Genomic DNA, 22,272 nt, shown 5'->3' on the forward strand with positions numbered 1-22,272 from the left:
ATGCCGAGGGTAGCCGGGCGGGTTCCGGCTACCACAGCATCAGCGCAGGCTTCTCTGCGAGCCGTTGCGGCGATCCGGAGTCAGGCCTGAATACTTGTACAAATTAATCTGGCTGTAGAACTTTGCGCGCCAATCGATAGTCGGACCTTCCAGACCACGCCACTGGAATGCCCGATGACCGTACCCAACCCGCGCATTGTCGCCCTAGGCCCCGGCCACTTCGCAGTTCCCGCTTCCATCGTCCGTTTCGAAAGCCTCGCCTTGTTGCTCGCCGAGCAACCGGCCGACGTTCTGGTGCTCACCGGCAGCCCCGAACAGAACGCCGACTGGGCACAGCAGCTCCGGCGCCATCGTGCCTACGCCCTTAACCTGATCTTCTGCGCCAGCGAACACCCGCTCACCCAGGCCCTGACCGACGGCCCGCTGCCCGAGCAACCGGTACAGGCCTGGCAGCAATGGTGCGAGCGCCTCGCCGTGTTCAATCGCGGACGGGCACCGGAGGGCCCGGAAGCGCAGTTGCTCGCCTACCTCTGGCTGCGCGCCCCCGGCAATCTGAAAGCGCTGCGGGCACCGCAATCGCCGGCGCTGTACCACTACCCGCTGATCGATGCGCTGGGCGATGACCTGCTCAACGGCCACGCCCTGGTGCAAAGCCTGATTCAGCGCAACCTGCTGGACAGCCACCGCCTGGTGGACCGCATTCGCCTCTGTCGCAGTTGCGGCAGCGGCCACCTGAACTACGTGGACGTGTGCGTCGAATGCACTTCGCTGGAGATCGTCCGCGAACCGTCCCTGCACTGCTTCACCTGCGGCCATGTCGGCGCCCAGGCCGAGTACCTCAAGGACGGCGTGCTGCTGTGCCCCAACTGCCTGACCCGGCTGCGGCACATCGGCACCGACTACGACCGGCCGCTGGAAAACTACAGCTGCAAGGCCTGCTCGGCATTCTTCGTCGATGCCGATATCCAGGCCCGCTGCCTGGACTGCGGCCAGCAGCACACGCCGGATGACCTGCTGGTGCGGCAGCTCCACGACCTGCACCTGTCGGAGGCCGGCCTGCTCGCGGCACGGCAAGGGCTGGAGCGCGATTTCGACCAGTACTTCGGCGGCCTGTCGCTGGTCGGGGTCAACGCCTTCAAGACCCTGCTGGACTGGCAGCTTGAACTGATCGCCCGCCACGGCGCACCGACCTTCGCCGTGCTCGGCGTGCGCTTTCGCAACCTGGGCAAGGCGCTCGAACGCCTCGGCCCGCAACGGGGCCACGCGCTGCTCGACACCCTGATCGAACGCATTCAGGTCGCCATCCGTGACACCGACCGCTGCACCCGCACCAGCGAAGAACACCTGTGGCTGCTGCTGATGTGCACCGACAACATCGGCCTGCAGCGGGTCACCGAGCGGCTGAACCAGATCAGCGAGCTGTTTGTCGGCCAGGACCTGCAAGACATCGTGCTCACCACCAGCGGCTGCGTGGCACCGAACGAGCTGGTCGAAAAGGAAGACGCCGAGTTGCTGATGGCGCGCCTGGCAGGAGCACTCTGATGGATGCCCTGCTCGCTCACCTCGATACCTGGCTCGCTGAAATACGCGGGCCCGATGGCCACTGGCGGCTGTTTCTGATGGTGTTCCCGTACTTCCTGCTGCTGGAAGTACCACTGAACCTGCTGGTACTGCTGGGCACCCTGCGCTGGTTCGTCCGCGAGCACACCACCGTGCCCCGGCACGCCGCCTGGCATCCGCGGGTGTCGTGCATCATCACCTGCTACAGCGAGGGCAAGGACGTCGAGCTGACCCTGCGCAGCCTCGCCGAACAGACTTATCCAGGGATGATCGAAATCATCCCGATCATCGACGGCGCCACCGCCAACCGGGTGACCACCGAGGTGGTGCGACGCTTCAAGGCCGAACATCGCCTGCCGGCCAACCGGGTACTGCGGCCCATCGCCAAGTGGCAGCGTGGCGGGCGGGTGTCGTCGCTCAACAGTGGCCTGGCGCTGAGCACCGGCGAGATCCTGATCAACGTCGACGGCGACACCTCGTTCGACAACGACATGGTGGTGCGCATGGTCCGCCATTTCGCCGACCCCAAGGTGCCCGCCGTGGCCGGCAGCCTGCGGGTGCGCAATGCCCGGCAATCATGGATCGCCCGGATCCAGGCGCTGGAGTACCTGCTATCGATCCACATGTGCAAGATCGGCCTGGCCGAGTGGAACCTGGTCAACAACGTCTCCGGCGCCTTCGGTGCGTTCCGTCGCAGCTTCCTCGAACAGATCGGCGGTTGGGATACCCACACCGCCGAAGACCTCGACCTGACCCTGCGGATCAAGAGCTACTTCCGTCGCTACCGACTGCGCATTCCCTTCGAGCCACGCGCCATCGGCCATACCGACGCGCCGGCGACCCTGCGCGGCTTCCTCGACCAGCGCCTGCGCTGGGACGGTGACCTGCTGTTCATCTACCTGCGCAAGCACCGTCACGCCTTCACCCCGCGCCTGCTGGGCTGGCCGAACTTCCTCATGCTGCTGATCAGCGGCCTGTTCTTCCAGCTGGTGCTGCCGTTCATCATCCTCGGCTACAGCCTGGTGGCGCTGTTCATCCTGCCGCCGACGGCACTGCTGTTCTATTCGCTGCTGATCTACGCGCTCTATCTGGTGATGAGCAGCCTGCTCTACCTGGGGCTGATGCTGATGGTCAGCGAGCGGCCGCGGCAGGATCTGGCGCTGGTGTGGATCCTGCCGTTCTATCCCCTGGCGATGTACGCCCTGCGCTGCTGGAGCGTGATCGCCATCCTCAACGAGACCCTGCGCCGCGGCCACGAAGAATCGAGCATGGCGCCCTGGTGGGTGCTCAAGCGGGCCAACCGGTTCTAAGGCGTTCCTTATCCATGATCACGAAAACAGCACTTCGTCTGCTGCCGCTGGCCTTCTGCGCCCCGCTGTTGGCCACCGCAGCTCCGCTAACCCTTGAACAGGCCCTGCAACAGGCCGGTGAAGCCCGTAGCGGTGGCGCCAGCAACGCCGAGCTTGAAGCCCGTTACGCCGCTCGCGACCAGCGTGAAAGCGAAAGCGGCTGGGAGGTGTTCGGCAGCGCCAACGCCGGGCGCTACCACGAACTGGTCACCGATGACCTGCGCGACGACTACTACGGTCGCAGCGCCGCCATCGGCGTGCGCTACCCCTTGCTCGGCAGCCTGGCCCGCCGCCTGGACGCGGTGCGGGCCAGCGAACGCGATGTGCGCCTGGGTCAGATCGAGCAGGGTTATCAGCGTGCCCGCCAACGCCTGGCGGTGCGCAGCGCGTACGCCGACTGGTGGCGGGCCACCCAGGAACAGCAGTTGTGCCAGGGTGTCGAGGCGGCCGCCGCCAGCGCCGCCGAGCAGTTGCGCACACGCCTCGACGGCCAGTGGATCCTGCCCTCCGACGCCGAACTGATGCGCAGTGAATGGACAGCGGTCACTCGCCGCTGTGCCCTGCAACCCGACCTGCTGAGCGACATCCGCACCAGCCTGCAGAGCCTCGGGGTGGACCTGGATGGGCGGGCCACACCCGTAGCCATCCCGTTGGCCGGCCATCCCCGGCCGCTGGACGCCTGGCGGGCGCAACTGGACGACAACCCGCGCCTGGCCCGCCGCGATGCCGACCTGAACCTCGCCGAGCAAGGTCGGCAACGCCCCTGGTACAGCGCCATCGATGCGTACTTCAACGTCACCCAGAGCGTGGAACAACGCAGCGGTGCCGGCGAGAACGGCAGCGGCCTCAGCGCCGGGGTCACCTTCAGCGCACCGCTCGACCTGCTCGACTACGGCTCGGCCCGCAGCCGCGAAGGCGAGGCGCGGTACCAGGCCGCCGTGCAGGCCAGGGAACGGGAGCATGGCGCCCTGCTGCGCGAATTGGGCAAGGTGCTGGAGCAACAGCGGCGCAATGCCAACGAATATGTCTGGCGCAGCGAACGGCGCAGCGCCGTGGACCGCATCGTCAAGGAGCGCCGCCAGCGCACCGGGCTGGATGCGGGCGAAGCCAGCCTGCGCCTGCTCCAGGCCGAAGTGGATCACTACAACGCCGGCTTCGCCCAGATCGCCGCCTGGCACGCGGCCTGGTTGCAGGATGCCGCCCTGCGCCTGTTCGGCGACGACAGCGCGGGCTTCGAAGCGCTGCTGGGCAGTGAACGCCTGCACTGGCAGCCTCTCGCGCCAGAGCAGGCGCAAACCGCCCGTGAGTGGCGCCAGGGCGCCTACCTGTGGCACAGCCAGGCCCTGCTCGCCCCCGCATCCCGTGACGCGGAACTGCGGGCGCTGAGGCAGGCCGGCATTCGCATCATCAATGTCGGCCTGGACGCCGCGCAGGTCAGCGATCTGGCCAGTACCCGCACGGCTCTCGGCGAACTGCTGCGCGACGCCCACGTCGCCGGCATGCAGGTCAACCTGCTGCTGGGCGACCCGGGCTGGATCACGCCCGCGCAACGCCCGGCGCTGCTCAGGTTGATCCAGCAGTTCGACCGCCTGCCCTTCGACGGCCTGCACCTGGACCTGGAGGTCGAGCAACTGGGCTGGCCGGTCCCCGACCAGCGCCTGCGCGACTGGCTCGACACTTTGCGCGAGGCCCGCGCCGCCAGTCCCTGGCCGCTGCACCTGTCCAGCCATCCGCGCTGGTTCCAGGACCAGGCCCGGCGCACGCCCTGCGTGCCGTGCGAGTTGCAGCACATGGATGTCGGCGAGATCAGCCTGATGGTCTATTCGCGCAATCCGCGCAGCAGTGCCGCCCGCGTTCTGGACATTGCCCGCCAGTGGCCGACGCTGCACCTGCGCCTTGCCCAGAGCGTCGAACGCGACCAGCCAGAGGATCTGAGCTGGCGCGGTGCCTCAGCCCCGCAACTGCAAGCCCAGGCCACCGAGTGGCAACGCGCCCTGATGCCCGCCGGCGTCAGCGGCATCGATTGGCAATCCTGGACCGACTACCCGAGAAGCCGATGAAGATCAAATTCAACAGCCCCAAGGAACACCACCCGACCCAGGACAACGGCATGCAGGTCCTGTATGCCCCCGGCAAACGCCTGGCCTTCCGCTTGCGCTGGTACCTGATCCTGTTCCTGATCCTGCTGCCGGCCCTGTGGCTGGTGGGACGCTACGGCCTGGCCCTGCTGCGGGTCGAGGCCCCGGCGCTGGTGCGCCTGCCGACCCTCGACGTGCGCGCCATGCAGCCCGGCGAGATCCGCGCACTGCGGGTGCAGGCCGGTGATCATGTGCAGGCCGGCATGCCACTGGTGGAACTCGACAACCCCGAGTGGCGCCTGCGCCTGAGCCTGTTGCAACCCGGCCCGACCGCCACAGCCAGTAACGCGGACCTGAGCGCCAGCAACCGTGCCGTGTTGCAGAGCCTGGTGGAGCGCGCCGCACGCAAGGTCAGCGATACCCGCTGGCTGCTGCAACAGGGCGCGGCCACCCGTGGCGAAATGCTCGAGGCGCAGAATGCACTGGACAGCCGCCAGTCCGAGCTGCTGGCGTTCGAGCGCAGCCTGACGACGGGCGAGAACCGCAGTTACGAACAGCAACAGCAGCGCGAGGGCCAGTGGCTGAAAGAGCAACTGGCGCGGATGGACGTGCACGCCAGCGAGGCCGGCCGGGTGGCCGAAGTGATCGCCGCACCGGGCGAGAACGTCGGCCCCGGCACCTTGCTGATGCGCCTGGAACGCGAGGGCCCGGCACAGTTGTGGGTGTACCTGGACCCGAAGGACGTGGAGCACTCCACACCGGGCTCGGCACTGGATGTGCGCCTGCCCAACGGCGAATGGGTGGGGGCCGAAGTCATCAACCCGGCGGAAAGCGCCAACCCGCTGCCGAGTGATCTGCGCAAGCCGTTCAGCAGCCCGGCGCGCGGGCTGATGGTACCGGCGCGGTTCACCGAGCCCCTGGCCAGCGAGTGGCGAATCGACTCGCTACCGGTGCGGGTGCGCTTTCCCAATCAGCATTTCAAGCTGTTCGGCTGGGCGATCTGAGTCAGGCCATGGCGCGTTGCAGCAAAATGTGGGAGCCGGCGTTGCCGGCGATGCGCCGCACGGGCGGCGCTCGATCTCAAGAGCGCTGAAGATCCATCGACAGGTGCATGGCAGCCCTGACCCAGCCTCCCGCCAAGCGCTTTGTTGTCTCCACCCGTCAAAAGAGCCAGGTAGAGACCCATGCAGCGATGAGGCCTGGCCAGGCAATTGTGCCGGCTGCAATGACGCCATCGCCGGCAACGCCGGCTCCCACAGGTTCAGGCCCCGGCAACGGGGTAATCCGCAGGCTCGAACTGCTCGGCAGTGTCCATCCGCACATTGCGCAGGGCAACGGTGGACAGCAGCGCTGGATACAACGGCGCTGCCGCATAGTTGATCAACAGCGAACGCCGGCGTGCCCCGCTCGGATTCCGGGATGCGCCGTGCACCACATCGACATCGAACACCAGGATATCCCCCGCCGCGCCGCAGATCTGCACCGCGCCGGACTCGTCATCGAGGTCGTACGGCGCTTCGTCCGCCGTCTGCCGATGGGTGCCGGCAACGATCCGGGTCGCACCGTTGTGCGGTCCGTAGTCGTCGAAGAAGGCCATGGCCGTGACACGGTCCCCTGTCCGCTGACCATGGGCATCCCGGTGCAAGCGCTGATGCCCGCCACCCGCGACCGGTTCCCGGCCCTCCACCTGGGCGAGAAAGAAGCGTTCGCCGATCAACACCCCCACCGCCGCCAGCACTGCCGGCAAGCGGCATACCGCCTGCACCCGGGCGTCCTCGTCCAGTTGCGCGTGGCGCCAGTCCCAGCCGCGGGGCACCGGCCACTCGCCCGACGGTACGTATCCCGCGTCGAACGTGGCGCGCAGCTCGTCCAGCCACGGCGCCGGAATCACGCCACGCAACAACACGTAGCCGTCTCGATGAAGCTGTTCCCGGTCTGTCATGGGGCTCTCGATATCCTGTTCCTGTGCGCTGCCGCGAGAATAGCGGGTCGCTTTCCGTGCGCCATGACGTGCATCAGGCCTCCAGCGCGGCCACCAGTTCTTTCGTCGTGGTGACCTGGCGGAAATGATGCTTCCACAACTCGATGCCCATCTGCCCCGAACGGTCCAGCGATGATCCCACGGTCAGGTCGGTGACCAGTGTCGGGTTCAACCCCGCGTCGAACAGCGCGAAGCCGGCGGCGAGCACGCAGGTCTCGGTCTGCATGCCGCACACCAGCACCCGCTCCACACCCAGTTCGCGCAGGTAGGCGATCGCCTCGGCGGTCTGGCCATAGCCATGCTTGACGAACACCCGGTCCACTTCAACCAGGCTTTCGTCTTCCGCCGCCGGATGCCAGCCCAACTGCCGGTCGAACGGCGTCACCTGTTCATCGTGCAACTCCACCGAAGCGATCGCCGGCAGCTTGGCCGCCAGCCAGCGCGCGCGGTCCACCAGCCATTCGGGCGGGCTGAAGGTGGACTGGATATCGACGATGAGTAACACCTGACGCATGGGCGGGTCTCTCGGTGGGTCTGGAAAAAGACGCCGAGTATATCCCGTCAGATCGAACGCTGACTGACCCGCTGCGACAGTGCCTCGGCCGACTCCTTGCGCTCGGAGTAGCGGTCTACCAGGTAATCCTGGCGATCGCGCAACAGCAGCGTGAACTTCATCAGTTCCTCCATCACGTCCACCAGCCGGTCGTAGAACGACGACGGTTTCATCCGCCCGGCCTCATCGAACTCCAGGAACGCCTTCGGCACCGACGACTGGTTGGGGATGGTGAACATGCGCATCCAGCGGCCCAGCACCCGCAACTGATTGACCACGTTGAACGACTGCGAGCCGCCGCACACCTGCAGCACCGCGAGGGTCTTGCCCTGGGTCGGGCGGATCGCCCCCATGGCCAGCGGCACCCAGTCGATCTGCGCCTTGAACACCGCGCTCATGGCGCCATGGCGCTCGGGCGAGCACCAGACCTGGCCCTCGGACCACTGCATCAGCTCCCGCAGTTCCAGCACCTTGGGATGGCTGTCCGGAGCGTCGTCCGGCAGGGGCAGCCCGGAGGGATCGAATATCCGCGTCTCAGCGCCGAACTGCAGCAGCAGCCGCTCGGCCTCCTGCACCAGCAGGCGGCTGAAGGAGCGTTCGCGGGTCGAGCCATAGAGCAGCAGGATGCGCGGTTTGTGGGTAGACGGCGCAGCGGGTTCGAGACACTCCAGTGCGGGCACTTCGAGCAGTTGCGGATGGACGTTGGGCAGGTTGTCGCTCATGACGGTCTCCTTGGCAGTGGAATCAGAGGGTGCCGATGCGGATCAGCGCCGCACTGAGTTCGGTCGCGTCCATGCGCGCCAGCGGCAGGGAAAGAAAGGCCCGCACCCGGCGCTCGATGGTAGCCAGCGTGACCTGGAACGCCGCCTCGATCTCCGCCTCGCTGCCACTCAACGCCGACGGGTCAGCCAGCCCCCAGTGGGCCTTGAGAGCAGGCCCGAAGAACAGCGGGCAGGCTTCGCCGGCAGCGCGGTCGCACACGGTGATGACAATGTCGGGCGGCGCCTGTTCGAACGCCTGCGAGGCTTTGCTCGCCAGTCCCTCGGTGCTGATGCCAGCGGCCTCCAGGGTCAGCAGGGCGCGGGCGTTGACGGTGCCGCTGGGGAAACTGCCGGAGCTCACGGCCCGCAGGCCGGCGGGGGCAAGGTGATTGAACACGGCTTCCGACAGGATGCTGCGGCAACTGTTGTGGGTGCACATGAAGAGCAGGTTCATGACGCGCACCCAGCCTGACCGAGTCGCAGGTCCGAAGCCGCCAGGCGCTGCAAATCGGCATCGAGCCAGTCCTGGCTGGCACGGGCGACGTCACTGAGCATGTTGCTCACCCAGGCCGGCAACTGCGGATGCAGACGGTAATAGACCCACTGGCCCTGGCGGCGATCCGCAAGGATTCCGGCCTCACGCAGTTGCGCCAGGTGGCGGGAGATCTTCGGCTGGGCGAGGTCCAGCGCGCAGGTAAGCTCGCAGACGCACAGCTCGCCCTGGCGGGCCAGCAGCAGGGTCATGCGGGCCCGGGTGTCATCGGCCAGGCACTTGAAGACAATGAGGGGTGTGAGGATTTCCGGCATGGTTCCATCCGAAGGGCCGCGCTGGGCGGCCTGAATATCTGGAAAAACGAATATACGCTTCGGAGCATATCCGGTAAACCATATATTGAATCCCGGCACCTTCCCGCAGATCCTCTTCAAGCTCACGTCCGAGCCGCCGATACAGCGGGCACCAGTACGGAAACTACGGATACCGAGCATGAGCCCGAGCATCGCAGGATTGCGCATTTCGCCTGTCTACACCGCGCCACAGTCGACCACGGCCAGCACTGCCAGCATCACCGCCGTGGAGCAGGTCGCAACCATTCCCAGCACCACCGTCAGCCTTGGCCAGACCACCAGCAACGAAGACGGCCACACCTATTCGTCCCGTGGCGTGCTGGGTGCCCAGGTCCGCTACGCGCTGCAACAGGACGGCCTGGACAAGCTCAGCGTCAGCCTGCTGAGCGGCGTGCAGTCCTCTTCGCTCAACAGTCGCTTCCAGGGCATCGGCGCGGCGTTGCTGGAGCAACTGGTGGCCAACGGCGGCCAGTCGGTTTCGCAGTCGGCGTTTGCCTACTCCGACAGCACCGAACCCAGCGCCGAGGCACTGAAGGTGCAAGGCGACCGTCTGCTCCAGGAACCGGGCAGCAGCGTGAAGCTGAGCCTGACCACCCTTTCCGGCGCCACGGTCAACCTCACGCTGGCCAGCAACGAGGACGGCCTGGCGGTCAGCGCCGAGGTGGAAGGCGGCGAACTGTCGACCAACGAACTCAAAGGCCTGGCTTCGCTCACCGACAGCTTCCAGAAGGCCATCGACGGCCTGACCCAGGAGCCGCCAAAACTGGAACTGGGTGCACTGGTCAAGCTCGACCCCGCGCTGTTCAGTTCGCTGCAGATGAGCGCCCGCCTCGACACCTCCAGCGGCGAACAGATGAGTTTCGACCTGAACCTCGACGACAACGCCCGCAGCCTCGAATTGAATGGCCCGTCCGGCAACGTGAAGCTGAACCTCGACACCCGCGACGCCACGCTGCTGGGCAGCGGCGCCCAGCGCCAGGCGGCGATCGACAACTACCTGACCCAGTTCGATGCCGCACAACGCCGCGGCAAGGCCGACAAGGACCTGGTGAGCCTGTTCAAGGATGCCTTCACCCAGCTCAACAGCGCCGACGGCGGCGGCAGGACCACCGACCGCGTGGCGGTGCTGGGCGAGAAGGATCGCGTGCTGCTCAGCGGCCTGGCCGACTTCACCGCCTCCATCAGCCAGACCGCCAGATCGGTCAACCCGCTGCTGCCGGCCGAGACCGATCGCTTCGATTACCAGGTGTCCCAGGCCACCACCGTGCGCGGCAGCGCCCAGACCAACCGCTCGGTGGAACAGAAGCAGCAAGCCTCGCTGAACGCCGCCTACCACGAGAGCCTCAACCCGCAGGTCGCGCTGGCCCTGGGCCGTGACTACCAGTCGCAGAACTACCGCTATCACGAGATCAGCGACCAGGCCAGCAGCAGCACTCACCTGGCCTGGAGCAAGAACAAGCTGATCGACGCCAGCGTCAGGCAGGAAGCCAGCCAGAGCGAGCGGGTTCGGACCTATGTCAACGCCGAGGTGACCGACGACGTGAGCACACCGCGCTCGGTGTCCGAGTCGCGCAACCTGGTCAGCTACCTCAACGACGTGTTCGAGCGCGACCGCAAATCCGTCAAGGACAAGGGCCTGTCGATCCTCGAGGCGCAATTGGAAAACCGCCGCAGCCAGTGGCTGTTGCAATCCAGCCCGTCGCAGATCCGCCACTGAGTCCGGGCCGGGCCGCGTCAACCGGCCCGCCCCTGCGGCATACGCGTGGGCGGGCCCGGAGGTCTTTCGTCCAGCGCCTAGGCGAGCGCCTTGTCGAACATTGCCCGCTCATAGTGGGGAACGATGGCCTGAATATCCGGCAGGGCACTGATCCTCGCCCACTCCGTACGCGCCTGGTTCTTCGCCGCAGCGCCATACTCCGGCGAATAGACCCCGCGCAAGACGATCTTGAACGATGCGTGATCCGCAGCGTTGAGCGTAACGGCGCTGCCAGGCGTGGCGACCGCGTAGCTGTGACAGGAAGTCCCGGCGCCGCTATCGGATTCGAAGCGCGGCCCGACGGTGGGCACATAGACCGGTAGCGTGCTGTAGAGAAACGCCCCCGGCGCGACAGGGGCATTGAGCCGGTCACAGATTTTCTGCGCGAACTCGGCCATACCCGCCTCGAAATCCGCGGTCGAGCAGTAGGCGATGGTGTTGAGCACCGCCCCCGGCGCCGTCGCGTCGTTGTAGGCGATGTAGTAGTTGTCCTTGAGATGGCGGAGGCTGCAATGAATGGTTACCTTGCGCTCGAAACCCGCGTAGTACTGGCCGTTGACCAGGAAGTCCTGGCTGATGTCCGCCTCGTAGCGGTTGTTGCGCTCGACCGGTGGCGTCAGGATCGCCCAGGTCGCCACGCCGATATTGAGCCCCAGCCGCGTGGCGACGTTCACCACCGCGGCATTGTCGAGAAGGTTGTATTGGCGCAGTGCCTGAGCGATCAGGTCGAGCTTCTTGCGGACATCGGGCAGCCCGGGGTTCGCCTCCAGACGAAGAATAGGGGAAGTAGCGCGTACGATATTCCAGTTCAGATCTGATAACGCAGGCATAGCGACTCCAATGGATGCTCAAGGCTGGAAGAGGGAGATTTAAGCACAGTAATAGCGCCCGGCCATCACCCGATCGACCCGCTGCTCCAGCGGACGGAAAAACCGTCGGTGTCCAGGCGCGACGACAACCGGGGCCGCCGTGCGGCCCCGGCGGTCCCTCAGCCCTCCACCACTTTGATCGCCAGCCGCTGCCGCGCACTGTGGAGCATGTGCAAGGTGATCTTGCGTACCTCGGCCTTGCTCACGTCGATATGGGCCTTGAGCAGTTGACATGCCTGTTCGGCGCGGCGCTGGAGGATGGCGTCGAGAATGTCGCCGTGCTCCTCGTAGGTCGCCGCAACCCGCGGCGACTGGGTGAAGTCCAGGCGCCGGATGATGCGGATCTGCTCCGTCACCTCCCGGTGCACCCGCGCCATTTCCCGGTTGCCGGTAGCCGCCACCAGCGCACAGTGGAACTCCTCGTCCAGCTTCGACACCGTGCGCCCGTCGTCCAGGCGCTGGTCTTCGCTCACCAGCCAGATACGCGCCAGATGCGCCAGGTGCTCGGCCAGCTCGACCTGGGCGGCGCACAGGTGGCGCACCGCCGCCAGTTCAAGAACGATACGCAGGTCGTACAGCTCCTCGAAGCGGGCAAAGTCAAAGGCACGCACCTGCCAGCCGCTGCGAAAGTGCACCTCCAGGTAGCCCTCGCGCTCCAGGTGGTAGAGCGCCTGGCGCACCGGCGTGCGGCTGACCGCCAGGCGCTTGGCAACATCGCCCTCGCTGAAGCGGTCGCCCGGCAGCAGGCGGAACTCGAAGATGTCCTCCTTGAGCTGCTGATAGATGCCCTCGGCGAGGTTCTCCGGCCGCTCGCGGGCGGCCTTTTTTTCAGGGGTGGGCAACATGATCGAAACTCCTCAGGCCACGGGGTCCAGCAACATCAGGGCATCGCCCGGCACCACTGCCTTGCCGGGCTGGCAGCGCACGGCGCGCACCGTACCACTGACCGGGGCGAATACCGCAAGCTCCATTTTCATCGCCTCGACCACCATCAACGGCGCTCCGGCTTCCACCGACTCACCCGGCTGCACGAGGATCTTCCACACGCTGCCGCACATTTCGGCGCTGACCACGTGGGCATCGCCATAGTCGTCCGGCTCTTCACGGGGCTGTACCGCGTCGGCCGCCAACGCTTCGTCGGTGTCGCGCCAGCGCATGACCTCGGCATCGAAAGCCTGCTTCTGTCGGGCCTGGAACGCGGCGATATCGGCTTCGTTGGCCTCAAGGAAGTGCCGGTATTCAGCGAAATCGAACACCTCTTCCTCGATGCGGATCGACGCCCGCCCTTCGCGGAACGCCTCGCGGAAATCGTCAAGCTCCGCCTCGGTGACCGGGTAGAAACGCACCTGGTCGAAGAACTGCAACAACCAGGGCTGGTCATCCTTGAATTGCGGGTTGCGGCAGAAGCGGTTCCAGATCGGCAGGGTCCGCCCCACCAGTTGGTAGCCGCCAGGCGAGTCCATGCCGTAGATGCACAGGTACATGCCGCCAATGCCCACCGTGCCTTCGGCGGTGAAGGTCCGGGCCGGGTTGTACTTGGAACTGAGCAGACGATGGCGCGGGTCGAGCGGCACTGCGCAGGGGGCGTCCAGGTAGACATCGCCCAGGCCGAGCACCAGGTAGCTGGCGTCGAACAGGATGTCGCGCACATCTTCGCGGCGGGCCAGGCCGTTGGTGCGCTGGATGAAGTCGACGTTGTTCGGCAGCCACGGGGCCTCGCTGCGCACGGTTTCGCTGTAGCGCTGCACGGCACCGAGGGTGGCGCTGTCCTCGAAGGCCATGGGCAGGTGGATCACGCGGGTGGGGATTTTCAGTCGGTCGACCTCCGCCAGTTGTGTCTCCAGCCGCAGCAGGTGCTCGATCAGTGCCGACTGGTGCAGCACGCGGCTGTTGTAGCGCAGTTGCAGCGAGCGCACGCCCGGCGCCAGTTCTTCAAGGCCAGGAACAGGGCTGGTCTTGAGCGCTTCCATCAGCAGGTGGACCCGCAGGCGCAGGGCCAGGTCGAGCACGTTGTCGCCATATTCCACCAGCACATAGGCGTCGCCGGCCTGGCGATAAGTCACGCGTGGACGCGTGTCATTGGCCGGCAGTTCGGCGAGCACTGTGGCGGACACCGTGCGGTCCGGCCGCAGGCTCGGCACCGGCAGGGTCACGGCGGAAATCGCCGCCAGCGCCTCGATGCTCCCCAGTTGCGCCTGCTCCAGGCTCTGCGCCTGCTTGAAGCTGATGGGGTGGAAGCGCAACTTGTCGCCGGGCTTGACCTGGCCGACCTTCCACAATTCGGCCTTGGCGATGGTCACCGGGCAGACGAAGCCGCCGAGGCTGGGGCCGTCCTTGGTCAGGATCACCGGGAAATCGCCGGTGAAGTTGATGGCGCCAATGGCGTATTCGCAGTCGTGCACATTGGACGGATGCAGCCCCGCCTCGCCGCCGTCGGGCCGGGCCCAGCGCGGCTTGGGGCCGGACAGGCGCACGCCGAGGCGGTTGGAGTTGTAGTGCACCTCCCACTCGGCGGAGAAGAATTCCTCGATGGCGCCCTCGGTGAAGAAGTCCGGCGCACCGTGGGGGCCGTAGAGCACGCCGATGTTCCAGGTCTGGCCGTAGCTGGGGATCAGGCTGGCATCCAGCGCCTGGGGTGGGCTGACCGGTGCCGGCGTGGAACAGGCCGCCAGCTCCGGTCGCGAGACAGCGAGAATGTCGCCGGGCCGAAGCGTGCGCCCGGCATGACCGCCGAACTGACCGAGCACGAAAGTCGAACGGCTGCCCAGGTAAACCGGCACGTCCAGGCCGTTGCGCACCGCCAGGTAGGTGCGACAGCCGCGGGTGGCACGGCCCAGGGCAAGCACCTGCCCGGCCTTGACCGCCACCGGCGCCCAGTACGCCACCGCCTCGCCGTCGAGGGTGGCCGGGCAATCGGCGCCGGCCAGGGCAATCACACTGTCGCTGTGAAAGCGCAGGGTCGGCCCTTGCAGGGTGAACTCAAGGCCCGCCGCGCTTTCATGGTTGCCGACGATCCGGTTGGCCAGGCGGAAAGCGAAGTCGTCCATCGGGCCCGACGGCGGTACGCCGACGTCCCAGTAGCCGAGGCGGCCCGGAAAATCCTGCACGCTGGACCAGGTGCCCGGTTCGAGCACTTCGATGGCCTGCGGCTGATAGGCGAAGCTGTCCAGCAGCCGGGTCCACACCTGCCCTTGCTGGAAACACGGCGCCGCGACCACCGCCCGCAGGTAATCGAGGTTGGTGGCGATGCCGTGCAGGCGGGTAGCGTCCAGAGCCTGTTGCAGACGGGCGATGGCCTCGCCGCGGTCGGCGCCGTGGACGATCAGCTTGGCCAGCATCGGGTCATAGAAGGCCGACACTTCACTGCCGCTGCCGACCCAGGTATCGACCCGCACATGCTCGGGGAAATGCACCTCGGTAAGCACCCCCGGACTTGGCTGGAAGTGCTTGAGCGGGTCTTCGGCATACAGCCGCACCTCGATGGACGCCCCTTGTGGTGGCCGTTGCAGGGCGTCCCAGTCCAGCTCGTCGCCAGCGGCAACCCGCAGCATGCACTCGATCAGGTCCAGGCCGGTGACCATCTCCGTCACCGGGTGCTCCACCTGCAGGCGGGTGTTGACCTCGAGAAAGTAGAAATCGTCGCGGGCGGCATCGTAGATGAACTCGACGGTGCCGGCGCTGCGATAGGCCACCGACTCGCCCAGCTTCACTGCGGCAGCATGCAAGCGCTCGCGGGTGGCCTGCGGCAGGTTCGGCGCCGGGGTTTCCTCCACCACTTTCTGATTGCGCCGCTGCAGCGAACAGTCGCGCTCGCCAAGGGCGACCACCCTGCCCTGGCCGTCGCCGAAAAGCTGCACCTCGACATGCCGGGCCTGATCGACGAAACGCTCGAGGAATACCCCGGCATCGCTGAAGAACTGCTGCCCCATGCGCTTGACACTGTCGTAGGCGCTGGCAAGGGCCTCGGCGTCGGTGCAGCGGGTCAGGCCGATACCACCACCGCCTGCAGTGGTCTTGAGCATCACCGGATAGCCGATGGCATGGGCCGCCGTCAGCGCCTCGTCGAGGCTGCCCAGCAGACCGGTGCCGGGCGCCATCGGCACACCGGCCTGCGCCGCCAGTTCGCGGGCGCGGTGCTTGAGGCCGAACTCGCGGATCTGCAGGGCGCTGGGGCCGATAAAGGCAATGCCTTCGGCCTCGCAGGCTTCAGCGAACTCGGCGCTTTCCGACAGAAAGCCGTAGCCGGGATAGATGGCCTGGGCCCCCGACTCACGGGCCGCCTCGAGGATGCGCCCGGCGCGCAGGTAGCTGTCGGCGGCCTTTTCGCCACCGAGGGCAATGGCCAGGTCGGCGTCACGGACATGCTGGGCGTTGCGGTCGGCGTCGGAGTACACCGCGACACTGCGGATACCGAGCCTCTTGAGGGTACGAATGGCGCGTACGGCGATTTCGCCACGATTGGCAATCAGAACGGTGTGGAACATTGCGCTCTCTCCTTAAGCGGGTTTGCGGCTGGCGAGAAAAGCCCGCCAGCCGGCAAAGGCAGTGATGTCCTCGGCACCTTCCAGCGCCCAGGCTTCGCAGATGAATCCTTTCACCCAGCGACCGTCGATCAGTTGCACATTGCCGATCCCCAAGGGTAGTGGAATCTCCGCGACAAACTCGCCGAACCGCGCCAGCGGTATGTCCCAGACCTCGACGATGATCTGGCTGCCGTCGCCGCCGGCGGTCCGCGCCAGCCCTGGCTTGGGCGGTACGGTGCCGGGCAATGCGTAGAGGCGGTAATCGGCGCAGGTCCGGGTCTGCTCCACCAGCACCGCGTCGCGGGTGCGCAACTGGAAGTTCAGCGGCATGCCGGTAAGGTGCGCGCCGACCACCGCCAGGCGCACGCAGCCGGGCGCCTGGGACGCTGGCGCGGCGGGCGGCAGCGGCCGGCCGGTGGCACCCAGCGGCAAGCCCAGCGTCTGTTGCCAGCGCTTGCCCAGGGACGCCAGGGCATGGTCGTGCCAGGCCGGGGCGATCAGGGTGATCCCCGCCGGCAGGCCGTCCTCGCGCAGGCCGGCGGGGAGCGCCAGGGCACTGAGGTCAGCAAGGTTGGTGAAGTTGGTGTAGGTGCCGAACTGGCTGTTGAACAGCACCGGCTCGGCCTGCATCTCGTCCAGCGTGCGCAGGGTCGGCGAGGTCGGCACCACCAGGGCGTCGAAGCCCTCCAGCGCCTGCTCGATGGCGCGGCTCAACTGCGCCCGCAGGTATTCGGCGTTGTAGGCATCGCAGGCGCTGAAGCCCAGGCCGTTCTCGACGATGCCGCGCACCACCGGGTTGATCGCCTCGGGTGCCGACACCAGCATCCCTGACACCGCCACCGTGCGCTCGGCAACCCAGGGGCCCTGGTACAGCTGCATGGCCAGTTCACGGAAGGGTGCGAAATCGACGGTCACCAGTTCCGCACCCAGCTCGCGCAGGCGTTCAAGGGCACGCAGGTACACCGCCTGGTTGCCGCTGTCGCCAAAGAACTCCAGGCTGTCCGGCACCGCCAGCCGTGTCGCATTGCCGATCGCCACCGGAGCGCGGTTGGGGTTGCGTCGCGAATAGGCGTCCAGCGGGTCGAAACCGGCGGCCAGGGACAGCACCTGCTCGGCATCGGCCACGGTGAGGGCGAAGATCGAAATGCAGTCCAGCGTGCGACAGGCCGGCACCAGGCCCTTGTTGGACAGCAGGCCCTTGGTCGGCTTGAGCCCGACGATATTGTTGAAGCCCGCTGGCACACGGCCCGAACCCGCGGTGTCGGTGCCCAGGGAAAACGCCACCAGCCCCCGCGCCACCACCGACGCCGAACCGGAACTGGAGCCGCCGCTGACATACGCCGGATCGAAGCTGTTGGGCACCGCGCCATAGGGCGAGCGGGTGCCGACCAGGCCGGTGGCGAACTGATCGAGGTTGGTCTTGCCCATCAGCACCGCTCCAGCGGCCTGCAGGCGGGCCACCACCGTGGCGTCCTCGCTGGCCACATAGGCAAACTCCGGGCAGGCGGCGGTGGTCGGCCAGCCGGCAGCATCGATGTTGTCCTTGATGGCGAAGGGCACGCCGTACAGCGGCAGCTTCGCCAGGTCGCCATCGACCGCCGCCCGTTGCGCAGCCAACGCGTCGAGGCGCGTGCGCAACTGCTCCGGCGAGACCCGGGAAATCCACGCCGGGTCGCTTTCCGGCAATTGCTGGAGCAGTTCGAAAAGGACGTCCGGGGTCAGGTCGCCGGCTTGATAGGCGTTCTGCCAGTCACCGAGCGTCCAGCCGAGAGTATGCAGAGAGAGGGCTTGCATCGGGTGCTCCATCTTGTATCCAAGTTTGGATTCGTTGGAGCAAGGGTCGGGCCAAGTGACCAAATATCATCTATATCAAGCAGTTAGCTAACAAATGGCCGTAGGATTAGTCCTAGGGCTGCTGCATGGTGGTGCGGGGTGCTTGGTTGTGGTGCTCTCGGGACTGCTTCGCGAACAAGCTCTTCCACACAGGTGAGTGAGCGGCTGTGCTTGCACTACCCCAAACCGCTCGGCGCCCGTAGAATGCGCTCCTTTTTTTCCCGGGGCACAACCTCCATGAGCTCAATCGAACAAGGACCCGGCACGCCGGCGCAGGCCAACGAACTGGTCCTCGGCCTGGAAGACCGCCCGCGCCTGGTGATCGGCCTGCTGGCCGCGCTGCAGCACCTGCTGGCGATCATCGTGCCGATCGTCACCCCCGGCCTGCTGATCTGCCAGGCCCTCGGCGTGTCGGCCCGCGACACCAACCTGATCGTGTCGATGTCGCTGGTCATCTCCGGCATCGCCACCTTCGTCCAGTGCCGCCGCTTCGGGCCGTTCGGCGCCGGGCTGCTGATCGTGCAGGGCACCAGCTTCAACTTCGTCGGCCCGCTGATCGCCGGCGGCGCGCTGATGGTCAAGCAAGGCACGCCAGTGGAAGCGGTGATGGCGGCGATCTTCGGCGTGGTCATCGCCGGCTCGTTCGTCGAGATGGGCATCTCGCGCATCCTGCCGTTCGTCAAGCGCCTGATCACCCCGCTGGTGACCGGCATCGTCGTGCTGATGATCGGCCTGACCCTGATCAAGGTCGGCCTGATCAGCATGGGCGGCGGTTTCGCCGCCATGGGCAACGGCACCTTCGCCAACGGCGAGAACCTGCTGCTGTCTGGCGTGGTGCTGGCGATCATCGTGGTGCTCAACCGCATTCCGCTGGTGTGGATGCGCAGTTGCGCCATCGTTATCGCCCTGGCCGTCGGCTATGCCCTGGCCGGCTACCTGGGCCGCCTGGACTTCACCGGCATGCACGAAGCCGCACTGTTCCAGGTGCCGGTGCCGCTGCATTTCGGCCTCGGCTTCTCCTGGGCGCTGTTCATCCCGATGCTGGTGATCTACCTGGTCACGTCGCTGGAAGCCATCGGTGACGTCACCGCCACCAGCAAGGTCTCGCGCCAGCCAGTGGAAGGCCCGCTGTGGATGCAACGGATCAAGGGCGGGGTGCTGGTCAACGGCGCCAACTCGCTGCTGGCCGGCGTGTTCAATACTTTCCCCAGCTCGATCTTCGCCCAGAACAATGGCGTGATTCAGCTGACCGGTATCGCCAGCCGCCACATTGGCGTGTGGATCGCCCTGATGCTGGTGCTGCTGGGCCTGTTCCCGGCGGTAGCCGGGGTGATCCAGGCCGTGCCTGAGCCGGTGCTTGGCGGCGCTGCCATGGTGATGTTCGGTGCGGTCGCCGCGTCCGGCATCAATATCCTCGCCAGCGTCAGCCTCGACCGCCGCGCCCTGCTGATCATCGCCGTTTCCCTGGCCCTGGGCCTGGGCGTTGCTCAGGTGCCGGAGTTCCTCGCGCACATGCCGGCGGCACTGCGCAACGTGCTGGAATCGGGCGTGGCCACCGGCGGCATCTGTGCCCTGGTGCTCAACTGGTTCCTGCCGGAAGCCAAGCGCGCCGACTGACGCCCGCCTGCCTACGCCCGCGAAAGCCCGCAGCCTGCTGCGGGCTTTTTGTTTTATCATTCCCGCAGTTTTTTCCCACAGAGCCAGCCATGAAGTTCGCCATCGCGGTTTTTTCCCCCGGCCACGCGCCCTCCTCGCGCCGGGCCTTGCTCTTCGCCCAGGCAGCCCTGGCCGGCGGGCATGAGATTGTCCGGCTGTTCTTCTATCAGGACGGCGTGCACAGCGCCTCGGCCAATATCGTCACGCCCCAGGACGAAGCCGATATTCCGGCGCAGTGGCGCGCCTTCATTACCGATCACCAGCTCGACGCCGTGGTGTGCATTGCCGCCGCCCTGCGTCGTGGCGTATTGAATGAAGAAGAAGCCAACCGCTACCAGCGCCCGGCGGTGAACCTGCCGGCGCCCTGGGAACTGTCGGGCCTGGGCCAGTTGCATGAAGCTGCGCAGATCGCCGACCGCCTGGTCTGCTTCGGAGGCGATTGAAATGTCCAAGTCCCTGTTGATCATCAGCCGCCAGGCGCCCTGGAGCGGCCCTTCAGCCCGTGAAGCGCTGGATATCGCCCTCGCCGGCGGCGCCTTCGACCTGCCGCTGGGCCTGCTGTTTCTCGATGACGGCGTCTTCCAGCTCGCCGCCCATCAGCAACCGGCGCTGCTGCAACAGAAAAACCTCGCGGCCAACCTCCAGGCCCTGCCGATGTTCGGTGTCGAGGAGCTGTTCGTCGCCGCCAGCAGCCTGCGCGAGCGCGGCCTGAGCGTCGACACCCTGAGCCTGCCGGTGCAGGTGCTGGATGATGTCGCCCTGGCGGCACTGATCGACCGTTTCGACCAGGTGGTAACCCTCTGATGAGTACCCTTCACGTCATTGCCCACTCACCCTTCGGCGACAACCGCCTGACCAGTTGCCTGCGCCTGCTCGGCCCCGACGACGGCCTGCTGCTGTGCGGCGACGCGGTCTACGCCCTGCAACCGGGCAGCGCACCGCTGGCCGGTTTGAGTACCATCGCCTCGCGGCTGTTCGCCCTCGAAGAAGACCTGCTGGCGCGGGGCATCACCGACAGTCCGGCATCCGCCGTCGACTACCCGGCCTTCGTCGCGCTGTCCCTGAACTACGACAAGGTCAACAGCTGGCTATGAGCATCCTGATCGTCAAAGACCGCGACATCGGCCTGGACAAGGACGGCTACCTAGTCGACCTGTGCGACTGGTCCGAGGAAGTCGCCCAGGCTCTGGCTGATCGAGAGTCACTCGTGCTTACTAGCGATCACTGGGAAATCCTCAAATTGCTGCGCCTGTTCTACGAGGAGTACCAGCTGTCGCCTGCCACCCGCCCGCTGATCAAGTACGTGGCCCTCAAGCTCGGCCCGGAAAAGGGCAACAGCCTGCACCTCAACCGCCTGTTCAACGGCACTCCCGCCAAACTCGCCGCCAAGCTGGCGGGCCTGCCCAAGCCGACCAACTGCATATGACCCAGCCACGCCCGCTTGTCACCGAAACCCCGGAAGAACACCCCTTCGCCCAGTTCGTGCGCATTCTTGGCAAAGGCAAGCGCGGCGCCCGCGGCCTGACCCGCGAGGAAGCCCGCGAGGCCATGGGCATGCTGCTCGACGACAAGGTCGAGGAAACCCAGCTCGGCGCTTTCCTGATGCTCCTGCGGCACAAGGAAGAAAGCCCGGAAGAGCTGGCCGGCTTCACCGAAGCCCTGCGCGCACGCCTGGATGCCCCGCCCATCGCAGTGGATATCGACTGGCCCAGCTACGCCGGCAAGAAACGCCACCTGCCCTGGTACCTGCTGGCGGCGCGCTGCCTGGCGAGCAATGGCGTACGCATCCTGATGCACGGCGGCGGCGCCCATACCGCCGGGCGCCTGTACACCGAACAGGTGCTGGACCTGGTCGGCATCCCGCTGTGCCGCAACTGGGCAGAAGTGGAAACTGCGCTGAAACAGCACAACCTGGCCTTCTTCCCGCTGCAGGACTGGGCGCCCCGCCTGCAACGCATGATCGACCTGCGCAACACCCTCGGCCTGCGCTCGCCCATCCACTCCCTGGCCCGGGTCCTCAATCCGCTGGGTGCGCGCTGCGGCCTGCAAAGCATCTTCCATCCCGGCTACCAGGCGGTACACCGCGAAGCCAGCCGCCTGCTGGGCGACACCGCCATCGTGGTCAAGGGCGACGGCGGCGAGATCGAGATCAACCCGGACGCCACCAGCCACCTCTACGGTACTGCCGGCGGCGCGGACTGGGACGAGGAATGGCCGCAGATGTCGGCCCAGCGCCATGTGAAACCGGCCAGCCTTGAGCCGGATCACCTGCTGCGGGTCTGGGACGGCGAGGCCAGCGACAGCTACGGCGAAATGGCGGTGATCGCGACCATGGCCCTGGCCCTGCGCGGTTTGGGTCACAGCCAGGACGACGCCTTCGCCAAGGCTCGTGAATACTGGGCAACACGCCTGGCCTGATCGCGATCCATCGAATCCATCGATCAAACACCCGGGATCTTTGCGCTATTCGTTCGAACTGAAGTCCGTACACTGGGCTCCAACTTCTA

The 22,272-nt window shown here is 66.5% G+C and carries 20 protein-coding genes; 11 read left to right on the forward strand and 9 right to left on the reverse strand.

All coding sequences use genetic code 11. From position 1 onward, the window contains the following. Positions 1-174 precede the first annotated feature (174 nt). The 4 genes from AC05QJ_RS21375 to AC05QJ_RS21390 are packed head-to-tail and all read left to right on the forward strand — an operon-like array spanning position 175 to position 5,991. Entirely contained in the window at positions 175-1,542 is a 1,368-nt protein-coding gene (locus AC05QJ_RS21375; protein ID WP_476743272.1) for a TackOD1 domain-containing metal-binding protein, read from the forward strand. After that, entirely contained in the window at positions 1,542-2,870 is a 1,329-nt protein-coding gene (locus AC05QJ_RS21380) for a glycosyltransferase family 2 protein (protein WP_476743273.1), read from the forward strand. The genes AC05QJ_RS21375 and AC05QJ_RS21380 overlap by 1 nt, the downstream gene beginning before the upstream one ends. A gap of 14 nt (positions 2,871-2,884) precedes the next feature. After that, a complete protein-coding gene (locus AC05QJ_RS21385; RefSeq protein WP_476743274.1) occupies positions 2,885-4,969 on the forward strand; it encodes a TolC family protein in 2,085 nt (694 codons plus the stop codon). Further along, on the forward strand, positions 4,966-5,991 hold the full coding sequence (locus AC05QJ_RS21390) for an HlyD family secretion protein (RefSeq protein ID WP_476743275.1): 1,026 nt from the start codon (positions 4,966-4,968) through the stop codon (positions 5,989-5,991). Before AC05QJ_RS21385 ends, AC05QJ_RS21390 begins: the two co-directional genes overlap by 4 nt. A 257-nt stretch (positions 5,992-6,248) precedes the next feature. Here AC05QJ_RS21390 and AC05QJ_RS21395 read toward each other — a convergent pair whose 3' ends face one another. The 5 genes from AC05QJ_RS21395 to AC05QJ_RS21415 form a co-directional block, all read right to left on the reverse strand. Beyond that, on the reverse strand, positions 6,249-6,929 hold the full coding sequence (locus AC05QJ_RS21395) for a phytanoyl-CoA dioxygenase family protein (RefSeq protein ID WP_476743276.1): 681 nt from the start codon (positions 6,927-6,929) through the stop codon (positions 6,249-6,251). Positions 6,930-7,002: 73 nt separating this feature from the next. Further along, positions 7,003-7,482: an isochorismatase family protein gene (locus AC05QJ_RS21400; protein ID WP_476743277.1), complete on the reverse strand. Its 480-nt coding sequence runs from the start codon at positions 7,480-7,482 to the stop codon at positions 7,003-7,005. A gap of 47 nt (positions 7,483-7,529) precedes the next feature. Further along, positions 7,530-8,243 (reverse strand): arsenical resistance protein ArsH, encoded by a 714-nt coding sequence (gene arsH / locus AC05QJ_RS21405; protein WP_476743278.1) that lies wholly within the window; start codon positions 8,241-8,243, stop codon positions 7,530-7,532. A 22-nt stretch (positions 8,244-8,265) separates the two neighbouring features. Beyond that, entirely contained in the window at positions 8,266-8,736 is a 471-nt protein-coding gene (locus AC05QJ_RS21410; RefSeq protein WP_476743279.1) for an arsenate reductase ArsC, read from the reverse strand. Beyond that, the gene (locus AC05QJ_RS21415; RefSeq protein WP_476743280.1) at positions 8,733-9,089 is read right to left on the reverse strand and encodes a metalloregulator ArsR/SmtB family transcription factor; all 357 of its coding nucleotides are present in this window, start codon (positions 9,087-9,089) and stop codon (positions 8,733-8,735) included. Before AC05QJ_RS21415 ends, AC05QJ_RS21410 begins: the two co-directional genes overlap by 4 nt. Positions 9,090-9,267: 178 nt before the next feature. On the opposite strand from AC05QJ_RS21415, the gene AC05QJ_RS21420 reads away from it, so the two are divergent. After that, the gene (locus AC05QJ_RS21420) at positions 9,268-10,845 is read left to right on the forward strand and encodes a hypothetical protein (RefSeq protein ID WP_476743281.1); all 1,578 of its coding nucleotides are present in this window, start codon (positions 9,268-9,270) and stop codon (positions 10,843-10,845) included. A gap of 77 nt (positions 10,846-10,922) precedes the next feature. On the opposite strand, the gene AC05QJ_RS21425 is transcribed toward AC05QJ_RS21420, so the two are convergent. The 4 genes from AC05QJ_RS21425 to atzF form a co-directional block, all read right to left on the reverse strand. Beyond that, the gene (locus tag AC05QJ_RS21425) at positions 10,923-11,714 is read right to left on the reverse strand and encodes a hypothetical protein (RefSeq protein ID WP_476743282.1); all 792 of its coding nucleotides are present in this window, start codon (positions 11,712-11,714) and stop codon (positions 10,923-10,925) included. 158 nt (positions 11,715-11,872) lie between these two features. Next, entirely contained in the window at positions 11,873-12,598 is a 726-nt protein-coding gene (locus tag AC05QJ_RS21430; RefSeq protein ID WP_476743283.1) for a GntR family transcriptional regulator, read from the reverse strand. A 12-nt stretch (positions 12,599-12,610) separates the two neighbouring features. Then, positions 12,611-16,237 (reverse strand): urea carboxylase, encoded by a 3,627-nt coding sequence (uca, locus tag AC05QJ_RS21435; RefSeq protein WP_476743284.1) that lies wholly within the window; start codon positions 16,235-16,237, stop codon positions 12,611-12,613. Positions 16,238-16,249: 12 nt separating this feature from the next. Then, a complete protein-coding gene (gene atzF / locus AC05QJ_RS21440; protein ID WP_476743285.1) occupies positions 16,250-18,070 on the reverse strand; it encodes an allophanate hydrolase in 1,821 nt (606 codons plus the stop codon). 276 nt (positions 18,071-18,346) lie between these two features. Here atzF and AC05QJ_RS21445 point away from each other — a divergent pair, with 276 nt between their 5' ends. The 6 genes from AC05QJ_RS21445 (at position 18,347) to AC05QJ_RS21470 (ending at position 22,183) form a co-directional block, all read left to right on the forward strand. Next, positions 18,347-19,726: a nucleobase:cation symporter-2 family protein gene (locus AC05QJ_RS21445; protein ID WP_476743286.1), complete on the forward strand. Its 1,380-nt coding sequence runs from the start codon at positions 18,347-18,349 to the stop codon at positions 19,724-19,726. Between the two features lie 89 nt (positions 19,727-19,815). After that, positions 19,816-20,208: a sulfurtransferase complex subunit TusD gene (gene tusD, locus AC05QJ_RS21450; RefSeq protein WP_476743287.1), complete on the forward strand. Its 393-nt coding sequence runs from the start codon at positions 19,816-19,818 to the stop codon at positions 20,206-20,208. A 1-nt stretch (position 20,209) separates the two neighbouring features. Next, entirely contained in the window at positions 20,210-20,569 is a 360-nt protein-coding gene (gene tusC / locus AC05QJ_RS21455) for a sulfurtransferase complex subunit TusC (protein WP_476743288.1), read from the forward strand. Beyond that, a complete protein-coding gene (gene tusB / locus AC05QJ_RS21460; protein ID WP_476743289.1) occupies positions 20,569-20,859 on the forward strand; it encodes a sulfurtransferase complex subunit TusB in 291 nt (96 codons plus the stop codon). The genes tusC and tusB overlap by 1 nt, the downstream gene beginning before the upstream one ends. Beyond that, the gene (locus tag AC05QJ_RS21465; RefSeq protein ID WP_476743290.1) at positions 20,856-21,191 is read left to right on the forward strand and encodes a TusE/DsrC/DsvC family sulfur relay protein; all 336 of its coding nucleotides are present in this window, start codon (positions 20,856-20,858) and stop codon (positions 21,189-21,191) included. Before tusB ends, AC05QJ_RS21465 begins: the two co-directional genes overlap by 4 nt. Continuing rightward, on the forward strand, positions 21,188-22,183 hold the full coding sequence (locus AC05QJ_RS21470) for a glycosyl transferase family protein (RefSeq protein WP_476743291.1): 996 nt from the start codon (positions 21,188-21,190) through the stop codon (positions 22,181-22,183). Before AC05QJ_RS21465 ends, AC05QJ_RS21470 begins: the two co-directional genes overlap by 4 nt. Positions 22,184-22,272: the final 89 nt, after the last annotated feature.

The organism is Pseudomonas sp. TUM25319, from assembly GCF_056388475.1.